General features: G+C 62.8%; 15 protein-coding genes. 5 read left to right on the top strand and 10 right to left on the bottom strand.

The genetic code is table 11. The annotated features are described in order from the left end of the window. Positions 1 to 309: 309 nt before the first annotated feature. The 4 genes from HRQ64_RS15125 to HRQ64_RS15140 all read left to right on the top strand — a co-directional run bounded on the left by HRQ64_RS15125 (position 310) and on the right by HRQ64_RS15140 (position 5,891). Positions 310 to 2,610 (top strand): molybdopterin-dependent oxidoreductase, encoded by a 2,301-nt coding sequence (locus tag HRQ64_RS15125; RefSeq protein WP_172124021.1) that lies wholly within the window; start codon positions 310 to 312, stop codon positions 2,608 to 2,610. A 4-nt stretch (positions 2,611 to 2,614) separates the two neighbouring features. Next, positions 2,615 to 3,373, top strand: a complete 759-nt coding sequence (locus HRQ64_RS15130; protein ID WP_172124023.1) for a TIM barrel protein — start codon at positions 2,615 to 2,617, stop codon at positions 3,371 to 3,373. A 30-nt stretch (positions 3,374 to 3,403) separates the two neighbouring features. Continuing rightward, positions 3,404 to 4,534: a M20/M25/M40 family metallo-hydrolase gene (locus tag HRQ64_RS15135; RefSeq protein WP_172124025.1), complete on the top strand. Its 1,131-nt coding sequence runs from the start codon at positions 3,404 to 3,406 to the stop codon at positions 4,532 to 4,534. Positions 4,535 to 4,709: 175 nt separating this feature from the next. Beyond that, positions 4,710 to 5,891 (top strand): GAF domain-containing sensor histidine kinase, encoded by a 1,182-nt coding sequence (locus HRQ64_RS15140; RefSeq protein WP_172124027.1) that lies wholly within the window; start codon positions 4,710 to 4,712, stop codon positions 5,889 to 5,891. A gap of 14 nt (positions 5,892 to 5,905) precedes the next feature. Here HRQ64_RS15140 and HRQ64_RS15145 read toward each other — a convergent pair whose 3' ends face one another. The 3 genes from HRQ64_RS15145 to HRQ64_RS15155 form a co-directional block, all read right to left on the bottom strand. Beyond that, entirely contained in the window at positions 5,906 to 6,679 is a 774-nt protein-coding gene (locus tag HRQ64_RS15145; protein ID WP_172124029.1) for an SDR family oxidoreductase, read from the bottom strand. Further along, complete coding sequence (locus tag HRQ64_RS15150) at positions 6,657 to 7,154, bottom strand: 2,4'-dihydroxyacetophenone dioxygenase family protein (RefSeq protein ID WP_248307062.1); 498 nt, start codon at positions 7,152 to 7,154, stop codon at positions 6,657 to 6,659. The genes HRQ64_RS15145 and HRQ64_RS15150 overlap by 23 nt, the downstream gene beginning before the upstream one ends. Positions 7,155 to 7,230: 76 nt before the next feature. Beyond that, positions 7,231 to 8,382 (bottom strand): iron-containing alcohol dehydrogenase, encoded by a 1,152-nt coding sequence (locus HRQ64_RS15155; RefSeq protein WP_172124031.1) that lies wholly within the window; start codon positions 8,380 to 8,382, stop codon positions 7,231 to 7,233. Positions 8,383 to 8,685: 303 nt separating this feature from the next. On the opposite strand from HRQ64_RS15155, the gene HRQ64_RS15160 reads away from it, so the two are divergent. Then, positions 8,686 to 9,684 (top strand): Gfo/Idh/MocA family oxidoreductase, encoded by a 999-nt coding sequence (locus tag HRQ64_RS15160; protein ID WP_172124033.1) that lies wholly within the window; start codon positions 8,686 to 8,688, stop codon positions 9,682 to 9,684. A gap of 52 nt (positions 9,685 to 9,736) precedes the next feature. Here the strand turns inward: HRQ64_RS15160 and HRQ64_RS15165 are convergent, their stop codons facing one another. The 7 genes from HRQ64_RS15165 to HRQ64_RS15195 all read right to left on the bottom strand — a co-directional run bounded on the left by HRQ64_RS15165 (position 9,737) and on the right by HRQ64_RS15195 (position 16,822). After that, positions 9,737 to 10,111, bottom strand: a complete 375-nt coding sequence (locus HRQ64_RS15165; RefSeq protein WP_172124035.1) for a VOC family protein — start codon at positions 10,109 to 10,111, stop codon at positions 9,737 to 9,739. A gap of 46 nt (positions 10,112 to 10,157) precedes the next feature. Beyond that, on the bottom strand, positions 10,158 to 10,862 hold the full coding sequence (locus tag HRQ64_RS15170; RefSeq protein WP_172124037.1) for a YafY family protein: 705 nt from the start codon (positions 10,860 to 10,862) through the stop codon (positions 10,158 to 10,160). 87 nt (positions 10,863 to 10,949) lie between these two features. Then, complete coding sequence (locus HRQ64_RS15175; RefSeq protein WP_172124039.1) at positions 10,950 to 11,876, bottom strand: ABC transporter ATP-binding protein; 927 nt, start codon at positions 11,874 to 11,876, stop codon at positions 10,950 to 10,952. Then, a complete protein-coding gene (locus tag HRQ64_RS15180; RefSeq protein ID WP_172124041.1) occupies positions 11,873 to 12,901 on the bottom strand; it encodes an ABC transporter ATP-binding protein in 1,029 nt (342 codons plus the stop codon). Before HRQ64_RS15180 ends, HRQ64_RS15175 begins: the two co-directional genes overlap by 4 nt. A 2-nt stretch (positions 12,902 to 12,903) precedes the next feature. Further along, positions 12,904 to 13,761 carry an ABC transporter permease gene (locus HRQ64_RS15185; protein ID WP_127753873.1) on the bottom strand — a complete coding sequence of 286 codons (858 nt, stop codon included), beginning with the start codon at positions 13,759 to 13,761 and terminating at the stop codon, positions 12,904 to 12,906. 6 nt (positions 13,762 to 13,767) lie between these two features. After that, a complete protein-coding gene (locus HRQ64_RS15190; RefSeq protein WP_172124043.1) occupies positions 13,768 to 14,772 on the bottom strand; it encodes an ABC transporter permease in 1,005 nt (334 codons plus the stop codon). 142 nt (positions 14,773 to 14,914) lie between these two features. Further along, positions 14,915 to 16,822, bottom strand: coding sequence for an ABC transporter substrate-binding protein (locus HRQ64_RS15195; protein ID WP_172124045.1), 1,908 nt, complete (start codon positions 16,820 to 16,822; stop codon positions 14,915 to 14,917). Between the last annotated feature and the right edge of the window lie 78 nt (positions 16,823 to 16,900).

Genomic DNA, 16,900 nt, shown 5'->3' on the forward strand with positions numbered 1-16,900 from the left:
TCGGGCCTGCTTGCTTTTAGTGCAATTTTTCTGCTGCTACAAAACTAGCCACCGCGAGAGCACCAGAGTCGGTATCGGGTGGAAACCGGCCGAAACGCCCGCTGATCCTGGTAAAAACCAGTAAATATCGCGTCCGTCGCGCGGTTCAATCCGGCGCGCTCGAGCATGAACCCTCGCCTACCCTGTGGAAAATCCATCCCGGGAAACCTCAAAGAACGGTTTGACATCTCCCAAAAATAGGTTTGATTATCAAAAGAAATAAACCTGAGGCTGCGGAACGCTGATCCGCAGCAGCGTGGAGAGCACGGCATGGCCTATACCTCGACCCATTGGGGCGTGTACGAGGCAAAGAACACCGGCGGCACGGTGGAACTGACCCCGGCTCCCTGGGACCGCGACCCCTCCCCCCTTAGCCGCTCCCTCACCTCCGGCCGCGATGCGCCCGCCCGCATTCGCCGCCCCGCCATCCGCGCCGGCTTCCTCAAATCCGGCGCCGCTTCGCGCGAAGGCCGCGGGCGCGAAGCCTTTGTGGAAGTGCCATGGGACGAAGCCTTCGACATCACGGCCCACCACATCGCCCGCGTGCGCGAGCAATACGGCAATGAGAGTTTTTATGGCGGCTCCTATGGCTGGTCGAGCGCCGGCCGCTTCCACCACGCCCAAAGCCAGTTCAACCGCTTTTTCCGCCTCACCGGCGGCTATGTCGACAGCGTCGACAGCTATTCCCTCGCGGCCGCCCGCGTGATCCTGCCCCATGTGGTCGCGCCTTGGGGCGAGCTGTCCCAGGGCCATACCGATTGGAACAATCTGGCCGAGCATACCGACCTCTTCATCGCCTTCGGTGGCTTGCCCGCCAAGAACACCCAGGTCAATCCGGGTGGCGCGAGCGACCATGTGGTGCGCGAAGCGCTGCGCCGCATGGCGGCCGGCAAAACCCGGTTCGTCAATGTCAGCCCGAGCCGCTCCGACCTGACCGATGCCGAGGGCTGCGAATGGCTGCCGATCCGGCCTGGCTCCGACACTGCCCTGATGCTCGCGCTCGCCTATGTGCTGATCGCCGAAGACCTGCACGACCAGCCTTTCATCGAAAGCCACAGCGTCGGCTTCGAGCAGCTGCGCGATTACCTCTTTGGCGCCGCCGACAACCAGCACAAGACCCCCGCCTGGGCCGCCCCGCTCTGCGACATCCCGGCCGACACCATCACCGCGCTCGCCCGCCGCATGGCCAAGGGGCGCACCATGATCAATGTTGCCTGGTCGCTCCAGCGCGCTGAAAACGGCGAGCTGCCCTATTGGATGGCGGTCAACCTTGCCGTGCTGCTGGGCCAGATCGGTCTGCCCGGCGGCGGCTTTGGCGTTGGCTATGCCTGCATGCAAAGCGTCGGCTCAGGCCGCTTCCCCTTCTCCGGTCCCCGCCTGCCCCAGGGCACCAACCCGGTCACCACCTTCATCCCGGTGGCCCGCGTCTCCGACATGCTGCTCAATCCCGGTGGGTCCTTCACCTATGATGGCGGCAGCTTTACCTATCCCGATATCCAGCTGGTTTACTGGTGCGGTGGCAACATCTTCCACCACCACCAGGACCTCAACAAGCTGATCGAGGCCTGGCGCCGCCCCGAAGTGACCATCATCAATGAGAGCTTCTGGACACCGCACGCCAAGTTCTCCGATATCGTCTTGCCCGCCACGACGACGCTTGAGCGCAACGATATCGGCAGCGCCGCGCTCGACCGCTTCATGGTCGCCATGAAGCGCGTTGCCGATCCCGTCGGCGAAGCCAGGGACGACTACGATATCTTCAGCGGCATTGCCGAGCGCCTCGGCTTTGCCGAGCAACTGCGCGAAGGCCGCACCGCCGAGCAATGGCTCGAAGTGCTCTACGAGGAATGCCGCCCCCGCGCCGAGGTCTTCGGCATTACCCTGCCGCCCTTCGATCAGTTCTGGGAAGAGGGGCTCTTTGATCTGCCCGCCCCCGAGCAGGATACGATCATGCTCGAAAGCTTCCGCAGGGATCCCGAGGATTTCCCCCTCAACACGCCCTCGGGCCTGATCGAGATGACCTCGACCAAGATCGCGGGCTTCCACCTGCCCGATTTTCCGGGCACCCCGGAATGGCGCGAACCGCGCGAATGGCTTGGCGCCTCGCGCGCCCAGACCTATCCCCTCCATCTCCTCTCCAACCAGCCCAGCACGCGCCTACATAGCCAGTACGATCATGGCGTCGTCAGCCGCGAATCCAAGATCAATGCCCGCGAACCCCTCACCATGAACCTCGCCGATGCCAGTGCGCGCGGCCTTGCCCATGGCGATGTGGTGCGCGTCTTCAATGATCGCGGCGCGTTCCTTGCCGGTCTCGTCGTCAGCGACGCCATTCGCCCGGGCGTCGTCCAGATCGCCACCGGCGCCTGGTATGATCCGCTGATGCCCGGCGAGATCGGCACCCTCGACAAGCATGGCAACCCCAATGCCGTCACCCAGGATGTCGGCGCCTCGAGCTTGAGCCAGGGCTGCGCCGCCCAAAGCGCGCTGGTGCAGGTAGAGCGCTTCGCGGGCGAACTGCCGCCCATTACCGCTTTCCAGCCCCCGCAATTCGTCGCCAAGGAGCCTTAGCCCCATGCGCTTTTCCGCCTGCCTCGAAATGCTGTTTGTTCCCGAAACCGCCGATTTCACCGCCCGCATCGCCCTCGCCCGGTCAGCCGGCTTTGATTTGGTGGAATTCTGGCGCTGGACCAACAAGGATCTCGATGCGGTGGAAGCGGCGCTGCGCAAGCATGGCGTTGCCCTTTCGGGCATCGTCGCCGAACCCATGATCCCGCTGACCGATCCCACCCGCCATGCCGAGTTTCTCCTCGGGCTCGAGGACAGCATCGCCACCGCCCAGCGCCTGGGCGCACCGCTTCTCATTGCCCAGGCCGGCAACGAGATCGATGGCCTCACCCGGGCCGAACAGCACGACGCCATCGTCACCGTCCTGCGCCGCGCCGCTCCCCTGCTGGAGCGCGCCAACATCATTCTGGCGCTCGAGCCGCTCAACACCTTGGTGGATCACGCCGGCTATTTCCTCCATTCCACCGCCGAAGGGCTCGATATCGTCGATGCCGTCGGCAGCCGCCATGTGCGCCTCCTCTATGACATCTACCATTCGGCCGTGATGGGCGAGAACATCGCCAGTGTGCTCGACGGCCGGCTCGATCGCATCGCTCATATCCACCTCGCCGACGCCCCCGGCCGCAACGAGCCCGGCAGCGGCGAGATGGATTGGCAGGGCAAGCTCGATTGGCTGGAGCGCGCCGGCTACGATGGCGCCGTCGGCCTCGAGTTCCGCCCTACCGGTCCGACGGTCGACGCGCTCGAACTCGTGCTTTCCCGCTAACCCTCCCTCATCTCGGGCCCTTCTTTACCCATGGACTACACCACCCTCCCCCTCGACGCCGGAGCCATCCTTGCAGGCGTGCGCCCATGGGTCGAATGCGAAAGCCCCTCCTGGGACGCCGCCGCCGTCAATCGCATGATGGATCTGGCCGCCACGCACATGCAGAGCATGGGCGCGACCCTCGAGCGCTTCCCCGGCGACAAGGGCTTTGGCGATTGCCTTTATGCTGATTTCAATCCCGAGGACCCGCGCCCGGGCATCCTCCTCCTCGGCCATCTCGATACCGTCCATCCTATCGGCACCCTCGCCGGCCCGCTCAGCTGGCGCCAGGACGGCAACAAGGCCTATGGCCCCGGCCTTTACGACATGAAGAGCGGCAACTATCTCGCCCTCGAAGTGCTGCGCCTGCTGCGCGAAGGCGGCGCCAATTTCCACCTGCCCGTCCGCATGCTCCTCGTGTCGGACGAAGAATCGGGCAGCCCTTTCAGCCGCCCGCTGATCGAGCACATCGCCCGCGACCAGCGCTTTGTGCTCGTTGTTGAAGGCGGCGACACCAGCGGCAATCTCGCCGTCGGCCGCTATCCCGTCGCGCGCTTCCGCATCCGCACCTATGGCAAATCCAGCCACGCCCTGATCGAGCCCGGCATCGGCGTTTCTGCCCTCTCTGGCCTCGCCCGCATCGTGCCGCGCGTCGAAGCCCTGGCCCAGCCCGGCCGCTCGCTCGCCGTCAACTATATCCAGGCCGGCCAGCACGTCGCCATCATCCCCACCGAAGGCACGATCGGCCTCGTCTCCACCGCCAAGACCCTCGACCTCCTAGAAGACGTCTACCACCAGCTCGTGCGCATCGTCGAAGAAGAGATGGGCGAGCGTGGCGAAGTCATCCGCTTCTCCAACCGCCCGCTCTGGACCCCGACCGCCGCCGACTACGCGCTTTGGCAGCAAGCCCGCACCCTCGCCGACCCGCTCGACCTTCCATTCGGTCACGACATGATGTTCGGCGGCTCGGACGGCAACATCACCGGCGCGTTGGGTGTCCCGACCCTCGATTGCCTCGGACCATTGGGAGCCGATGCGCACCAATTGACCGAGCACATCCTGCTCGATTCCGTTGTCCCGGGCGGCCGCCTGCTCGCCGGCTTGCTGCTCACCCTCCAATAGCAGTCTAGGGCCGTTCAGAACCCGTTCATCTTCATGGCAATAACGTGACTAGGAGCCCCTTTCGCCGACTCTCGACACTGGCAAGTTTCGCGCTAATATAGTTTCTGACCATGTTGCGACGACACGATCGAGCGTCATGCGACACCGTGTTGTCCAAAACTAGCCGCGAGTAACCATGGCCCACGCCTTCCAGCAAGACGTTGATGCTGTTCAAAGAATTGGCGCCGTCCCCACCATCCTCGACGTCGTTTGCCGCGCCACCGGCATGGGCTTTGCCGCCGTCGCCCGCGTTACGGAAGACCGCTGGGTTGCTTGCCAGGTCCTTGACAATATTGGCTTCGGCCTTCCCGCGGGTGGTGAACTCAAGGTAGAAACGACGCTCTGCCACGAAATCCGCCAGCACCGGCAAGTCATAGCGATCGACAATGTTGCGGAAGATCCAGTTTATTCTTCCCACCACACACCACAGATCTATGGCCTCCAGAGCTATATCTCTGTGCCCATTACCATGCCCGATGGCCGGTTCTTCGGAACACTTTGCGCCATCCATCCTGAACCGGCTGAGGTCAACAACCCCCAGGTGATCGGCACGCTCACCCTTTTTGCCGAGCTTCTCGCCTATCACCTTGAAGCCGAAGACAAACTCGCCGCCGCCGAAACCCGCGCCACCGATCAGCAAGCCAACTCCGACCTGCGCGAACAATTCATCGCCGTGCTCGGCCACGACCTGCGCAACCCCCTCGCCGCCATCGACGGCGGCGCCAATATCCTGCTGCGCGAGGGCGCCTGGACCGAGAAAACCCCCGTCATCTTGCGCCTGATGAAGAACAGCGTCACGCGCATGAGTGGCCTCATCGACAACGTGCTGGATCTGGCACGCAGCCGTTTGGGCGGCGGCATCGCCCTCAACCTTGACGCCGAAAGGCCGCTAAAACCCACGCTGGAACAAGTAGTTGACGAAATCCGCGCCGCCAATCCGGCGCGCGTGATTGACGCGGAGATCGACATTCCCCGCGCTATCAAGGTCGACCATCACCGCATCGCTCAGATGTTTTCCAACCTGCTCGGCAACGCCATTACCCACGGCGCCGACGACCAGCCGATCCACGTCCAGGTCAAACTGGAAGACGAAGCCACCCTCGCGCTATCGGTCATCAACGCCAGCGAACCCATCCCTCCCGAGATGATGGAGCACCTGTTCAAGGCCTTCCATCGCGGCCAGGTGCGCAGCAATGCCGAAGGCCTCGGCCTCGGTCTCTACATCGCCGCCCAGATCGCCGAAGCCCATGGTGGCAAGATCGACGTCCACTCCGACGCCGAAGCCACCCGCTTCACCTTCCGCATGCCCTTGGGCTAACTAGCTGCAGCTGCTCAACTAATTGAATAGCCGCCATCGACGACAAGGGTTGATCCGGTGACAAACTCGGCCGCCGGCGAGCACAGATAGAGCACCGCATTGGCCACGTCCTCGGGCCGACCCCACCGCCCCATCGGCGTGCGCGCCAGGATCGGGTCCGAACGCGCAGGATCGTCGCGCAGCGCCTGTGTCAGTGGCGTTGCGATCCAGCCCGGCGCCACCGCATTGACGCGGATGCCGTCCTTGGCAAAGGCAATAGCCAGCGACTTGGTCAGCTGATTGACGCCGCCCTTGCTCGCCGCATAGCCCGGCACCAGCCCCCCGCCGAAAAACGACAGCATGGAAGCGAGATTGACGATGCTCCCCTGCCCCGTCGCGGCTAGCAGCTGCCGGGCCGCCGAACACATCCGCATCGTGCCATTGAGATTAACATCGAGCACCTGCTCGAACACCTCTGGATCCAGCTCCTCGCCCCGCCGGATCATCCCCGCGCAATTCACCAGGATATTGAGCGCCGGCAGCTTGCCTACGAGCTCTCCGATGGCCGCGGCATCGCGCACATCGAGGAGGCCCAGTTCCGTCCCGGCAAAATCCGCATCCCCGGACAGCGCATCGATCTCGCGCTGCGCCACGCCCGTCGCAGTCACGTGGGCACCCGAAAGCGCAAACGCCCGCGCCACCGCCGCCCCGATCCCCGAGGTCCCCCCGGTCACCAGTACCCGCTTGCCCGCATACCAGCCGCGAGCCCAGTCGTAGCTCACCGCCTCAGCGGACGAACTGGTCGACATAGTCCGCCCCCAACCCGATCTTGTCGTAATGGGCGCGGCACATGTCGATCTTGGTGAACACGTCCTCGTAGCCGACATGCTGGTTGTTCTCGTCGAGATAAACCATCGAGCCGGTGATGTTGAAGAAGGTGATCATCTCCTCCACATTCTCGGGCACCAGCAGCGTGTGAATTTCGCCGGGCGGCTCGAACACATAAGAACCCGTCTCGGCCACCCAGTCATGCTCGCGATAATGCCAGCGCCCCTTGATCACATAGCCATGCACCGGGTTGGGATGCAGGTGCCGCGACAGCACGCCCGAGCGGCGCACCCGCAACAGATTGCACCACTGTCCCACCAGCGTATTGAGCATCAGCGGCCGAAACCACACGCCTTGCGCCTGCGGCACCCAGACCCGCTCATCATCGGGCACCGCCTTGACCGCAATCTCGGGCGGCGCTAGGGGATGGGCTGAACCGTTCATGACGCTGTACATTGCTAGGCTTTCCTCCACGCAGGCGCGTTTGGCGCCCGCAAAAACTTGGGTGTTGTCTAGACCCGATCCCGGGGCCTTAAGCGGATTGGGTGACTCCACCATCCGCCATGGCCGCTTCCAGAATGGCGCGATAGTCCTCGGCCGACGCCTCCCGTGGATTGGTGGGATGGCTGTGATCGGCGAGTGCCCGCTCGATGACCCAATCAAACTGGTCACGGCTCAGCCCCATCTGCGCGAGCCCCGTCGGCAGACCAAATGAGCGATTTAGCGCCTCGAGCGTATCGGCAAGATCTTCATCTGGGCCGAGCCCCATTGCCGCTTTGAGCCGCTCGAGCTTGTCGGCCACAGCAGGCGCGTTGAACCGGACCACGAGCGGCATCAGGATGGCATTCAGTGTGCCATGATGAAGTTTGAGATCCTTCAATCCGCCTAGAGCGTGGCTCAGTGAATGCACTGCTCCCAAGCCCTTCTGGAACGAGAGCCCGCCATGCAGCGCCCCAAGCATCACCTCGGTGCGCGACCCGATATCTGCCCCATTGGCAAAGGCCAGCGGCAGATTGCGCCAGACCCGCCCCGCCCCGTCGAGCGCGATGGCCTCGGCCGTTGGATTGAAGCGCGGAGAAAAGAACGTTTCGATGCAGTGGGACAATGCATCGAGCCCCGTCGCCGCCGTCAGGTAAGGCGGCAGCCCCAGCGTCAGCTCGGGGTCGCAAATAGCGCGGCGCGGGATCAGATGCGGGCTGATGATCCCGAGCTTGCGGCCATCCTCCAGCGTCAGCAGCGCCGCTCGGCCTACTTCCGCGCCGGTTCCGGCCGTCGTGGGAATAGCAATTGTCGGCGCCACCGCGGGGGTGATCCGCTCCAGCCCGCCATAAATCGCCGCATATTGCTCCAGACTACCCGGATGGGTCGCGAGCAGCGCCACGCCCTTGGCCAGATCGATGGGCGACCCCCCGCCCAGCGCCACCACGCCATTGCAATTGCCGGCGCGGTACGCCACCAGCGCCGCATCGACTGCGCCTTCGGTGGGGTTGGGCGGCGTCTCAAGAAACACTGCGCCCCCCTCTGGCAGCAAGCTCTCCACCCGCGCCAGCAGCCCGGACGCGGCAATACCGCGATCCGACACGAGCAGCGGCCGGGTGATCTTGAGTTCGGCCAAAGCGGCTGGCAGCGAAGCCAGCTCCCCCGCCCCGAAATCAATCGTAGTCAGATAAGCAATACGTGCCATGCTAGTGTCCTACTCTGCCGGCAAGGTTTTTCCCACGCATGCTCTTAACGGTGTCGCGCCAGCTCTGCCAAACCTTCATCCAAGTCCTCCCATGGCGACGTTGCGCCCTCTCGAACCGCTTGGCGGCCGGCCCTCGCTAATGGTCGATCTCGAAGGCCTTTCGTCAACTACGCAGCGCCTGCTTCAACAGCGCTTGGCGGCGGCGCGGCCTGCCGCTATCACTGGCACCACGTTGCAGGCGCGACGGGCCAGTCGCAGCCCTCGCTTCGCGCCAGCCCGGAACCAAGGCCAAGGAGAGAGCCGTTGAAGAAGATTCGTTGGGGCATTTTGTCGACGGCTAATATCGGCATGGAAAAGGTGACGCCCGCCATCATGCGCTCGGCCCATTCGGAAGTGGTGGCCATCGCTTCGCGTGACCTCGGCAAGGCGCAGGCTGCCGCGGCAAAGCTGGGTATTACCAAGGCTTATGGCTCTTACGAGGAGCTTTTTGCTGATCCCGACATCGACGCGATCTACAACCCGCTGCCCAATCACCTCCATGTCCCTATGACCCTGGCTGCCGCCCAGGCGGGCAAGCATGTGCTCTGCGAAAAGCCCATCGCTCTCTCGGCTGCCGAGGCCGAACAGCTGCGCCAGATCCCATCCGACCGCATCGTGCTCGAAGCCTTCATGATCCGCTTTCATCCGCAATGGCTGCGGGCACGCGAGATCATCCGCTCGGGCGAACTGGGCGAGGTGCGCGCCATCAATGCGGTTTTCACCTACTTCAACGCCGACCCCGCCAATGTGCGCAACCAGGCCGATATCGGCGGCGGCGGCATCATGGATATCGGCTGCTATCCAGTCACGACCGGCCGCTTCCTGTTTGAGGCCGAACCGCAGCGGGTCGTGTCCCTCGTCGAGCGAGATCCGCAATTCGGCACCGATCGGCTCGCCAGCGTCCTGATGGATTTCGGCGGTGGCCGGCAGCTCAACTTCATCTGCTCGACCCAGCTCACCGGTGAGCAGAGCGTTCAGGTGCTGGGCACCAAGGCAAAGCTCGAGATCATCATCCCCTATAACGCTCCCGCCAACGAGCGGACCGCAATCACGGTCGACACTGGCGCGCCATTTGATGGCTCCCTCGCCCGGCGTGAAATCCTGCCCGCCTGCGATCAATATACCGAGCAGGCCGAAGCCTTCGCCCTTGCCGTGCTTGGCGAACAGCCCCTGCCCTGGGGAGTCGAGGACGCAATCAGCTCAATGAAAGTGCTCGATGCCGTTTTTGCCAGCGAGAAATCGGGCGGCTGGGCCACGGTCTAACCCCTTGCCCTTGCTCTGGCGCCGCCCACCGGCGCCAGAGCACGCTTACACCTCAGCTTGGCCTGGCAGCCGGCACAAACGGGCGGAGCCGGTGCCCATCGGGATCTTCGGCGACAAAGGTGAAGCCGAAGGGCAGCTCGGCCGGCTCCTGCAGGACGGTCAGGCCCAGCGCCTGCCAGTGTCGGTAAGTGGCCAGCAAGTCCTCGCGGCTGCCTTCGGTAAAGGAGATCTCGCTGCCGCCCACCGGCTTGGGCGCCGGCTGGATCTGGTCCTTGGCCCAAAGCCCGATCTTCATGCCGTTGGGCAGCACGAACAAGGCAAATCCCGACCGGTTCTGCACCGGCGCGACGCCCAGCAGCTTCTGGTACAGCTCGGCGCTCGCTTCGGTATCGGCCACCGCCAGCAACAGATAATTCAACACACGCATCGTCTAGCTCCTTTTTGGCTGGAGCCAGACCTACGGCACCGGACTGTCAGTTTCCGGCAGGGTCGGGGTGGCGGATTCCTTCGCGCTCTCGCCACTGCTTGAGAAGCGCCGCGCGCCGCGCCGCGTATCGCTCGGGCAGCACGTCGAGCCGCGTGATCCGATCGAGCCGGAATGCCCGGAAATCCTGCCGCAGCTCGCACCAGGCCAGCACCACCCGCACGTGCTCGAAGAACGCCACGGCGAAGGGCCAAACGACGCGCTCGGAGCCGGCGCCATCACCTTTGTCATAGGCAAGTGCGAGCTTGTTCTGGCCCCGGATAGCGGCACGGATCGCTCCCAGATCCACAATAGTAGGCACCACATCGCTGCGCGCGACGAGGAGGCTCGTCGCTTCCACAGTATCGCGGATGGAGTCAGGCAAGACGGCGCTGACTTTACTTAAAAGGCTCGCCGCCGCCGCGCTCAGCCTCGGGTCCTCGCGACGCTGCTCCACCCAGCGCGAACCGAGCACCAGCGCTTCGATCTCCTCCACCGAGAACATCAGCGGCGGCAGGGTGAAGCCCGGCCGCAGCACATAACCGAGCCCGGGCTCACCACGGATATCGGCCCCCTGCGCCTGCAGTGTCGCGATATCACGATACAGAGTACGGATCGAAATACGCAGTTCCTGTGCCAACTGCTCACCCGCAACGGGGCTGCGCCGATTGCGCAGCAATTGCAGCAGATCAAGCAGGCGTTCGGTGCGGGACATCGGCATCCGGACTTGGGTTCAATCAGGACCACTTCCTAGCATATCCCGCCCCCACTGACAGCAGCACCGCGCCCCTGCTCCGCAGGGCTAACCCGCTACCAGTCCGGGGCTGCGCACCAGCCGCCCATCGGGACGCTCGAGCAACTTGCCCCTGTCGCTGAGAGCCTTCTGGCTTAGCTCCATTAAGTCCCGGGCCGGTTCGAGCTGCCCGTCACCAGCATCGGCGGGATCGAGCACCGAGGCCTTGAGCAGCCGTGAATAGGGATGCTCGGGTGCATCCAGCACCACTCGGGCTGGCCCCATTTCGACCACCATGCCCTTTTGCATGATGATCAGGCGGTCCGAAATATAATAGGCCGTGGCAAGGTCGTGGGTGATGTAGATCACCGACACCCGGAAGTCGTCACGCAGGGAGCGCAGCAGGTTGACGATCGACATGCGCAGCGACGCGTCCACCATGCTGACGGGCTCGTCGGCGATCAGCAGCGCCGGATTGGGGATCAGCGCCCGCGCGATTGCCGCCCGCTGCAACTGTCCCCCGCTCAACTCATGGGGGAACCGGCCTCGCACTTCCGCAAGGCTCAGCCCGACCTTTTGCAGCGCCTCGTCCATAGCGGCATCGATCTCCCCACGCTGCCTCAAACCAAGAAACTGCCGCGCCGTGGACTCGAGGTAACGATCGACCCGCTTGAGCGGGTTAAACGCTTCGAACGGGTTTTGGAACACGGGCTGCACCTTGGCCATGAAGGCCTGCCGCTCAGCGCGGCTCACATGATGGCTGATCGTCTTGCCGCGAAAGCGGATTTCCCCGCTCGTGGGGGTTTCCAGCCCCAGGATCATGCGAGCCACCGTCGTTTTGCCCGATCCGCTTTCCCCGATAACGGTAAAGATCTCGGGCGTGTCGAGCGCGAGCGAAAAACTGGCATCCTGAACCGCATCGACCATTTTGCGGCCAAACAGTCCGCCCATCGCATAGCGCTTGCTGACATCGCTGACGTCGAGAAGATCGCTCATGCCGGCTCCCTCAGCTTGACGGCAGGCGCCACGAGCGGCTCCACATCGCGCCAGCGCCAGCAAGCTGTGCGGTGGTCGGGCGCGACCGTTTCCAGGGGTGGCGCCTCCTGCCGGCATTTGTCCACCGCCAAAGGACAGCGCGGATTGAACCGGCACCCAGACGGCGGCTCCGCCAGATTGGGTGGCCTCCCCTCAAGCGCCGGCCGCTGCACCGTGTCGCCGATGCGCGGCAGGCTTGCCACCAGATGGGCGGTATAGGGGTGTTTGGGGTGGAAGAACATCTCCCGGGTCGGCCCCTCTTCCACGAGCCGCCCGGCATAGATGATCCCGACACGATCAGCGACATTGGCATGAACGCTCATGTCATGAGTCACGAACACCACGGAAGAGCCCATCTCCTGCTGGATTTCCCGGATCAGCCCGAGCACTTCCTTTTGCACAACCACATCGAGTGCCGTGGTCGGCTCGTCGGCGATGATGAACTGCGGGTGGCACACTGTCGCCAACCCGATGGTAACCCGCTGGCGCATCCCGCCCGATAATTCATGTGGGTAAGCATTGAGCACCTCGGGCCCGAGCTTCAGGCGCCCCAGATGCGTCACCACCCGCTCGCGCAACTCGTCGCCCTTGAGGCCCAGCTGACGGGCGGCATAATCATCGAAGATCTTGCCGATCCGGCGCACTGGGTTAAGCACGCTCATCGAGCCCTGCATGATATAGGACAGATACCGCCAGCGGATCGCCTCAATCTGCGCCTTATCGGCACTCGCCACATCTACGGTGAGCCCATCGAAGTCATAGCGCACCACCCCCTCGATGATGCGCAGCGGCGGCCGGATCGCCGCCGCCAGCACCTTGATGAAGCTGGTCTTGCCCGAAGAGCTTTCCCCCGCAATGCCATAAACCTCGTTGCGGCGTACGCTCATGGTGATGTCGTCCACCGCCCGGACCTCCCGGCGCACGCCGAAATAGTTCATCTGGTAATAGGCCTTAAGCCCCCGAACGGTGAGCAGGTCCTCGCTCATGGCTAAGCTCCCATCCGCCGCAGCCGGCTGCGCGGATCGATATATTCGTTGAGGGACACGGCTAGCAGGAAGAGCCCAATGAAGGTGATGACGATCAGCACCACCGGGATCACCAGCCACCACCAGGTGCCCACCACCATCGCCGAATGGTTGTTGGCCCAATACAGCGTCGTGCCAACGGTGGGGATGTTGATATTAGTGAACCCCAGCACCGCCAGCGTCACCTCCATTCCGATCGACCAGATCATGTTGGCCATCGCCGTCGCAAAGATGATCGGCATGACATAAGGCAGGTGTTCCTGCAGCAAGATCTTGGGTGTCGACATCCCTGAATAGCGGGCATGGCGGGTAAATTCGCGATGTTTGAGGCTCAGCGTCACCGAGCGGATCAGCCGCGCATCATAGGCCCAGCCCAGCACCGCCATGACGGCGGCCAGGGTGTAGGTATTGAGCCCCGAGCGCATCACGAAGTAAAACAGCACCAGCACCGGAAAGGACGGCACCGCCACGAAGATGTCGTTGATGAACATCAGCACGCGGTCGACCCACCCCCCAAGATAGCCTGACAGCAGCCCCACGGTAATCGAGATCACTCGCGAGATCGCCGCCACGATCAACCCGAAAGTCAGCGTGTTGCGAAAGGCAAAGCTGAGGTTCCAGAACATGTCCTGCCCGCGCGAATTGGTGCCGAACCAATATTGGGCCGAAGGCGGCTGGTCCGGGATAGCCAGATAGATCTGGGTGGGATCGACCGGGGAGAAAAAGCTCAGGCAGGCATAAAGAACGATGATCCCCACCAGCACCAGACCAATGGCAAATTCGATGTTGTAGCGGATGAGGTCGCGCAGCACGGCAAACATGGCTGGCTACTCCGCTTTTACGCGTGGATCGAGCACGGGATACAAGAGATCGACAGCAAGGATCGCGATCCCCACCGCCGCGATCGACACCGACGATACCGCCAGCACCAGGCCATAGTCGCCGCCATTGACCGCATCGATCAGCAGCGAGCCCAGCCCGGGATAATTGAACACCTCCTCGGTGATCACCGTGCCCGAAAATATTCCGCCCAGGCTCATCGCCAACCCCGTCAACTGCGGGATCATGGCATTGCGCAGAACATAGGAGCTCACGATACGTCCCGGCCGCACGCCGGCGAGTTCGGCATAGGTGACATAGTCCTCGGTCACCACATTGGACACCAGCGCCCGCATGCCCAAAAACCAGGTACCAATTCCCACCAGGACCAGCGAGGTCGCGGGCAAGATGGCATGCTGGAGCACCGAAAAGGCGAATTCCCAGCTCCAGCCCATCCGGACATTCATGGCAAAGCCGCCTGAAATGGGCAGCACCGGCCACAAGAACCCGAAGATGATGAGGAGGATGAACGCCACGATATAGTAAGGAATCGGCTGCAGCCCCATGGTCAGGATACCGAACGCCTTGAGGAAGCGGTTGTTCTGATAGTAACCAGCCAAGCCCCCTAGCAGATTGCCTACGACCCAGGTGATGATCACCGTTACGGCCAGCAAGCCCGCCGTCCAGGGCAAGGCGCGCATCACCAGGTCCATGGCGGGCGTAGGAAAGGCGATCAGCGAAGGCCCTAGGTCACCCTGGAGCAGGCGCCCCCAGAAGCTGAAAAACTGCGTCAACAGCGGCGCGTCGGTGCCGTAAAGCTCCGTCAGCGCCGCCCGGAGTTCGGCAATGGCATCAGGCCGGAAACCCGAGCGCGCCGTGATGCGATCAACTGCCTGGTCAACCGGATTGACCGGCGACAAATGGGTGATGAAAAAACTCGCCGAAATGCCAGCCGCGATCACCCCGATCAGCTGCAAAATGCGTTTAAGCACGAAGGATAGGTAGCCGGTCATAGGCGGATCTCTTGCTGAAGGTCCCGCCGCTCGCTCCAATTAATGGAAGCAAGGTTTGGCACGGTCCCGGTTCAAGCCGACAATTCGCTGCGGGCTGGACGGCGGGCGTAAACCCGCCGTCGGCATGGTTGAGCCCAGGGCGTCAGTTGCCCGCCACGGGCTTTAACTGGGTCAGGATGTAGCGCGAGTTCGCCCAGTTGTTGACCGGGTTGGCATAGGGGTTCTCCGAATTGGGATAGCCCGTCCAATAGCGCTCCGACACCACCGAGAACACGTTGTAACTCATCAGCGGGATAATGGGCATTTCGTCCACCATCAGCCGGACGAACTCCTGTCCGTATTCCACATTCTTGGGATCGTTGAAGTCGATGACGCGGATCTTTTCGATGATCTCATCGAGCCGCGGATCGCTCCAGCGCTGCCAGTTGCGGGCGGGCTGCACTTCGCCCGGGGGCGCAACGAACTGTGAGTGCCAGCTGTCAAGGAAGTAAGACAGGTCGGGGTGGCCGCCCCAGCTTTCCACGCTCCACCAGATATAGCTGTCGTAGCGGCCAGCATTGCGTAGATCAGCGTGGTCGGACGCCACCTGCAGTTCCACCTGGACGCCATTCTGGTTCCAGTTCTGGGCGACCATGGTGCCGGCGCGATTGATCACGCCATCGGAGGGGATCAGCAGGGTGAAGGCAAAGGGTTGCCCATCCGGCATCATCCACTGGTTGCCGTTGCGGGTGAACCCGGCCGCTTCCAGCAACTCGGTTGCCGCCTGCACATCCTGCTTCCACCAGCCATAGCCAAAGGCGTTGCGGATGGCCCCCTCATCAGTCGGCACCTGGTCACCATATTGCGGGCGAACCATTTCAGCGATCTGCAAGCCGACATTGGGATCATAGGGCTGGATGGTGCGGCTGCCGGTATCGAGCTGATAATCGATCAGCCATTGCTGCATCGGCCCATGATAGTCCTGCGGATGGGTGCCGGTGGGCGGAATGGCGATCGGCGACAGCGTTGCTGCGCCCCGATAGCTGGCCATGGAGATTGCCCGTGCGTCCAGCAACAGTGCCAGGGCCCAGCGCACGCGCTTGTCCTGGAACTTCTCGTTTTGCGTGTTGAAGATCACGCTGGGCAGCGTGGGGTCCGGATGAGCATAGGGGAAGCCCGGGAACCAGCCCTTGGCGTTCTCGTCCTCGGCAATGATGGAGAAGGTGCCTTCGGGCGAAAGATCGTGGATCATGTCGAGATTGCCATTTCGCATCTCGATCAGCCGGTTATCGATATTGATATTGTTGCGGTACACGACGTGTTCGGGCGTGGGTTCGCCCACGAGGCCCAGCGTTGTGTTCTGCCAATCCTCGCGCTTGTCCCAGATATACCAGGTGCCATTGGGATCAAAGCTGTTGAGGGTATAAGCACCTAGCGTTACGGGTGGGTTGAAGTCGAATTCGAGCACATTGTCGACTTGGCTGAACACATGCTCGGGCATGATCCAGGCCCCGTTCCAGCGCACTGAAAAGACAGAGTGGAAGCGCGAATTGGGTGCTTTGAGCGTGAACTTGACGGTGTAGGGGTCAATCGCCTCGACTGTTTCCACCTGGGTGGAGAATGCGCCGCTCCACACCATGCCGGGCGTGTTCTTCTGCGTCTCGACCGTGAACACCACGTCGTCGGCGTTGAAATCCTCGCCGTCGCTCCATTTTATGCCCTCGCGCAGCCGCACGGTCATCTCGGTGAAGTCGTCATTATATTCGGCCGGCCCGGTAGCGAGCGTGTTGTAGATGGCACCATCGAGACCCGCATCGGGATCGATGAACCACAACGTGTCCATTGCCAGCTGCTGTAGACCCGTGCTGAGCCCGCCTCCGGCATTCACCCAGATGTTGAACCAACCGGGATTCCGGATAGTTGCTTCCGGGTTTTGCAGGATCAAGGTCTCGTTACGCGGAAAGTCGTTGAGCGGTGGCGCGGCGGGCGCTGCGTCCTGCGCCGTGGCTAAACTGCCCACCGCAAAAGACGCAAAAGCAACCGACGCCAGAAGCATCTTCCAGTTTCGCATAATCTCCTCCCAAAGGGGCGTTCCTCAACAGCCCCAACCGTCATGCTATATTAAGAGTTACTCCTGTCAACCATTTGC

Source organism: Devosia sp. 919 (assembly GCF_013185965.1).
Taxonomy (GTDB): Bacteria; Pseudomonadota; Alphaproteobacteria; order Rhizobiales; family Devosiaceae; genus Devosia.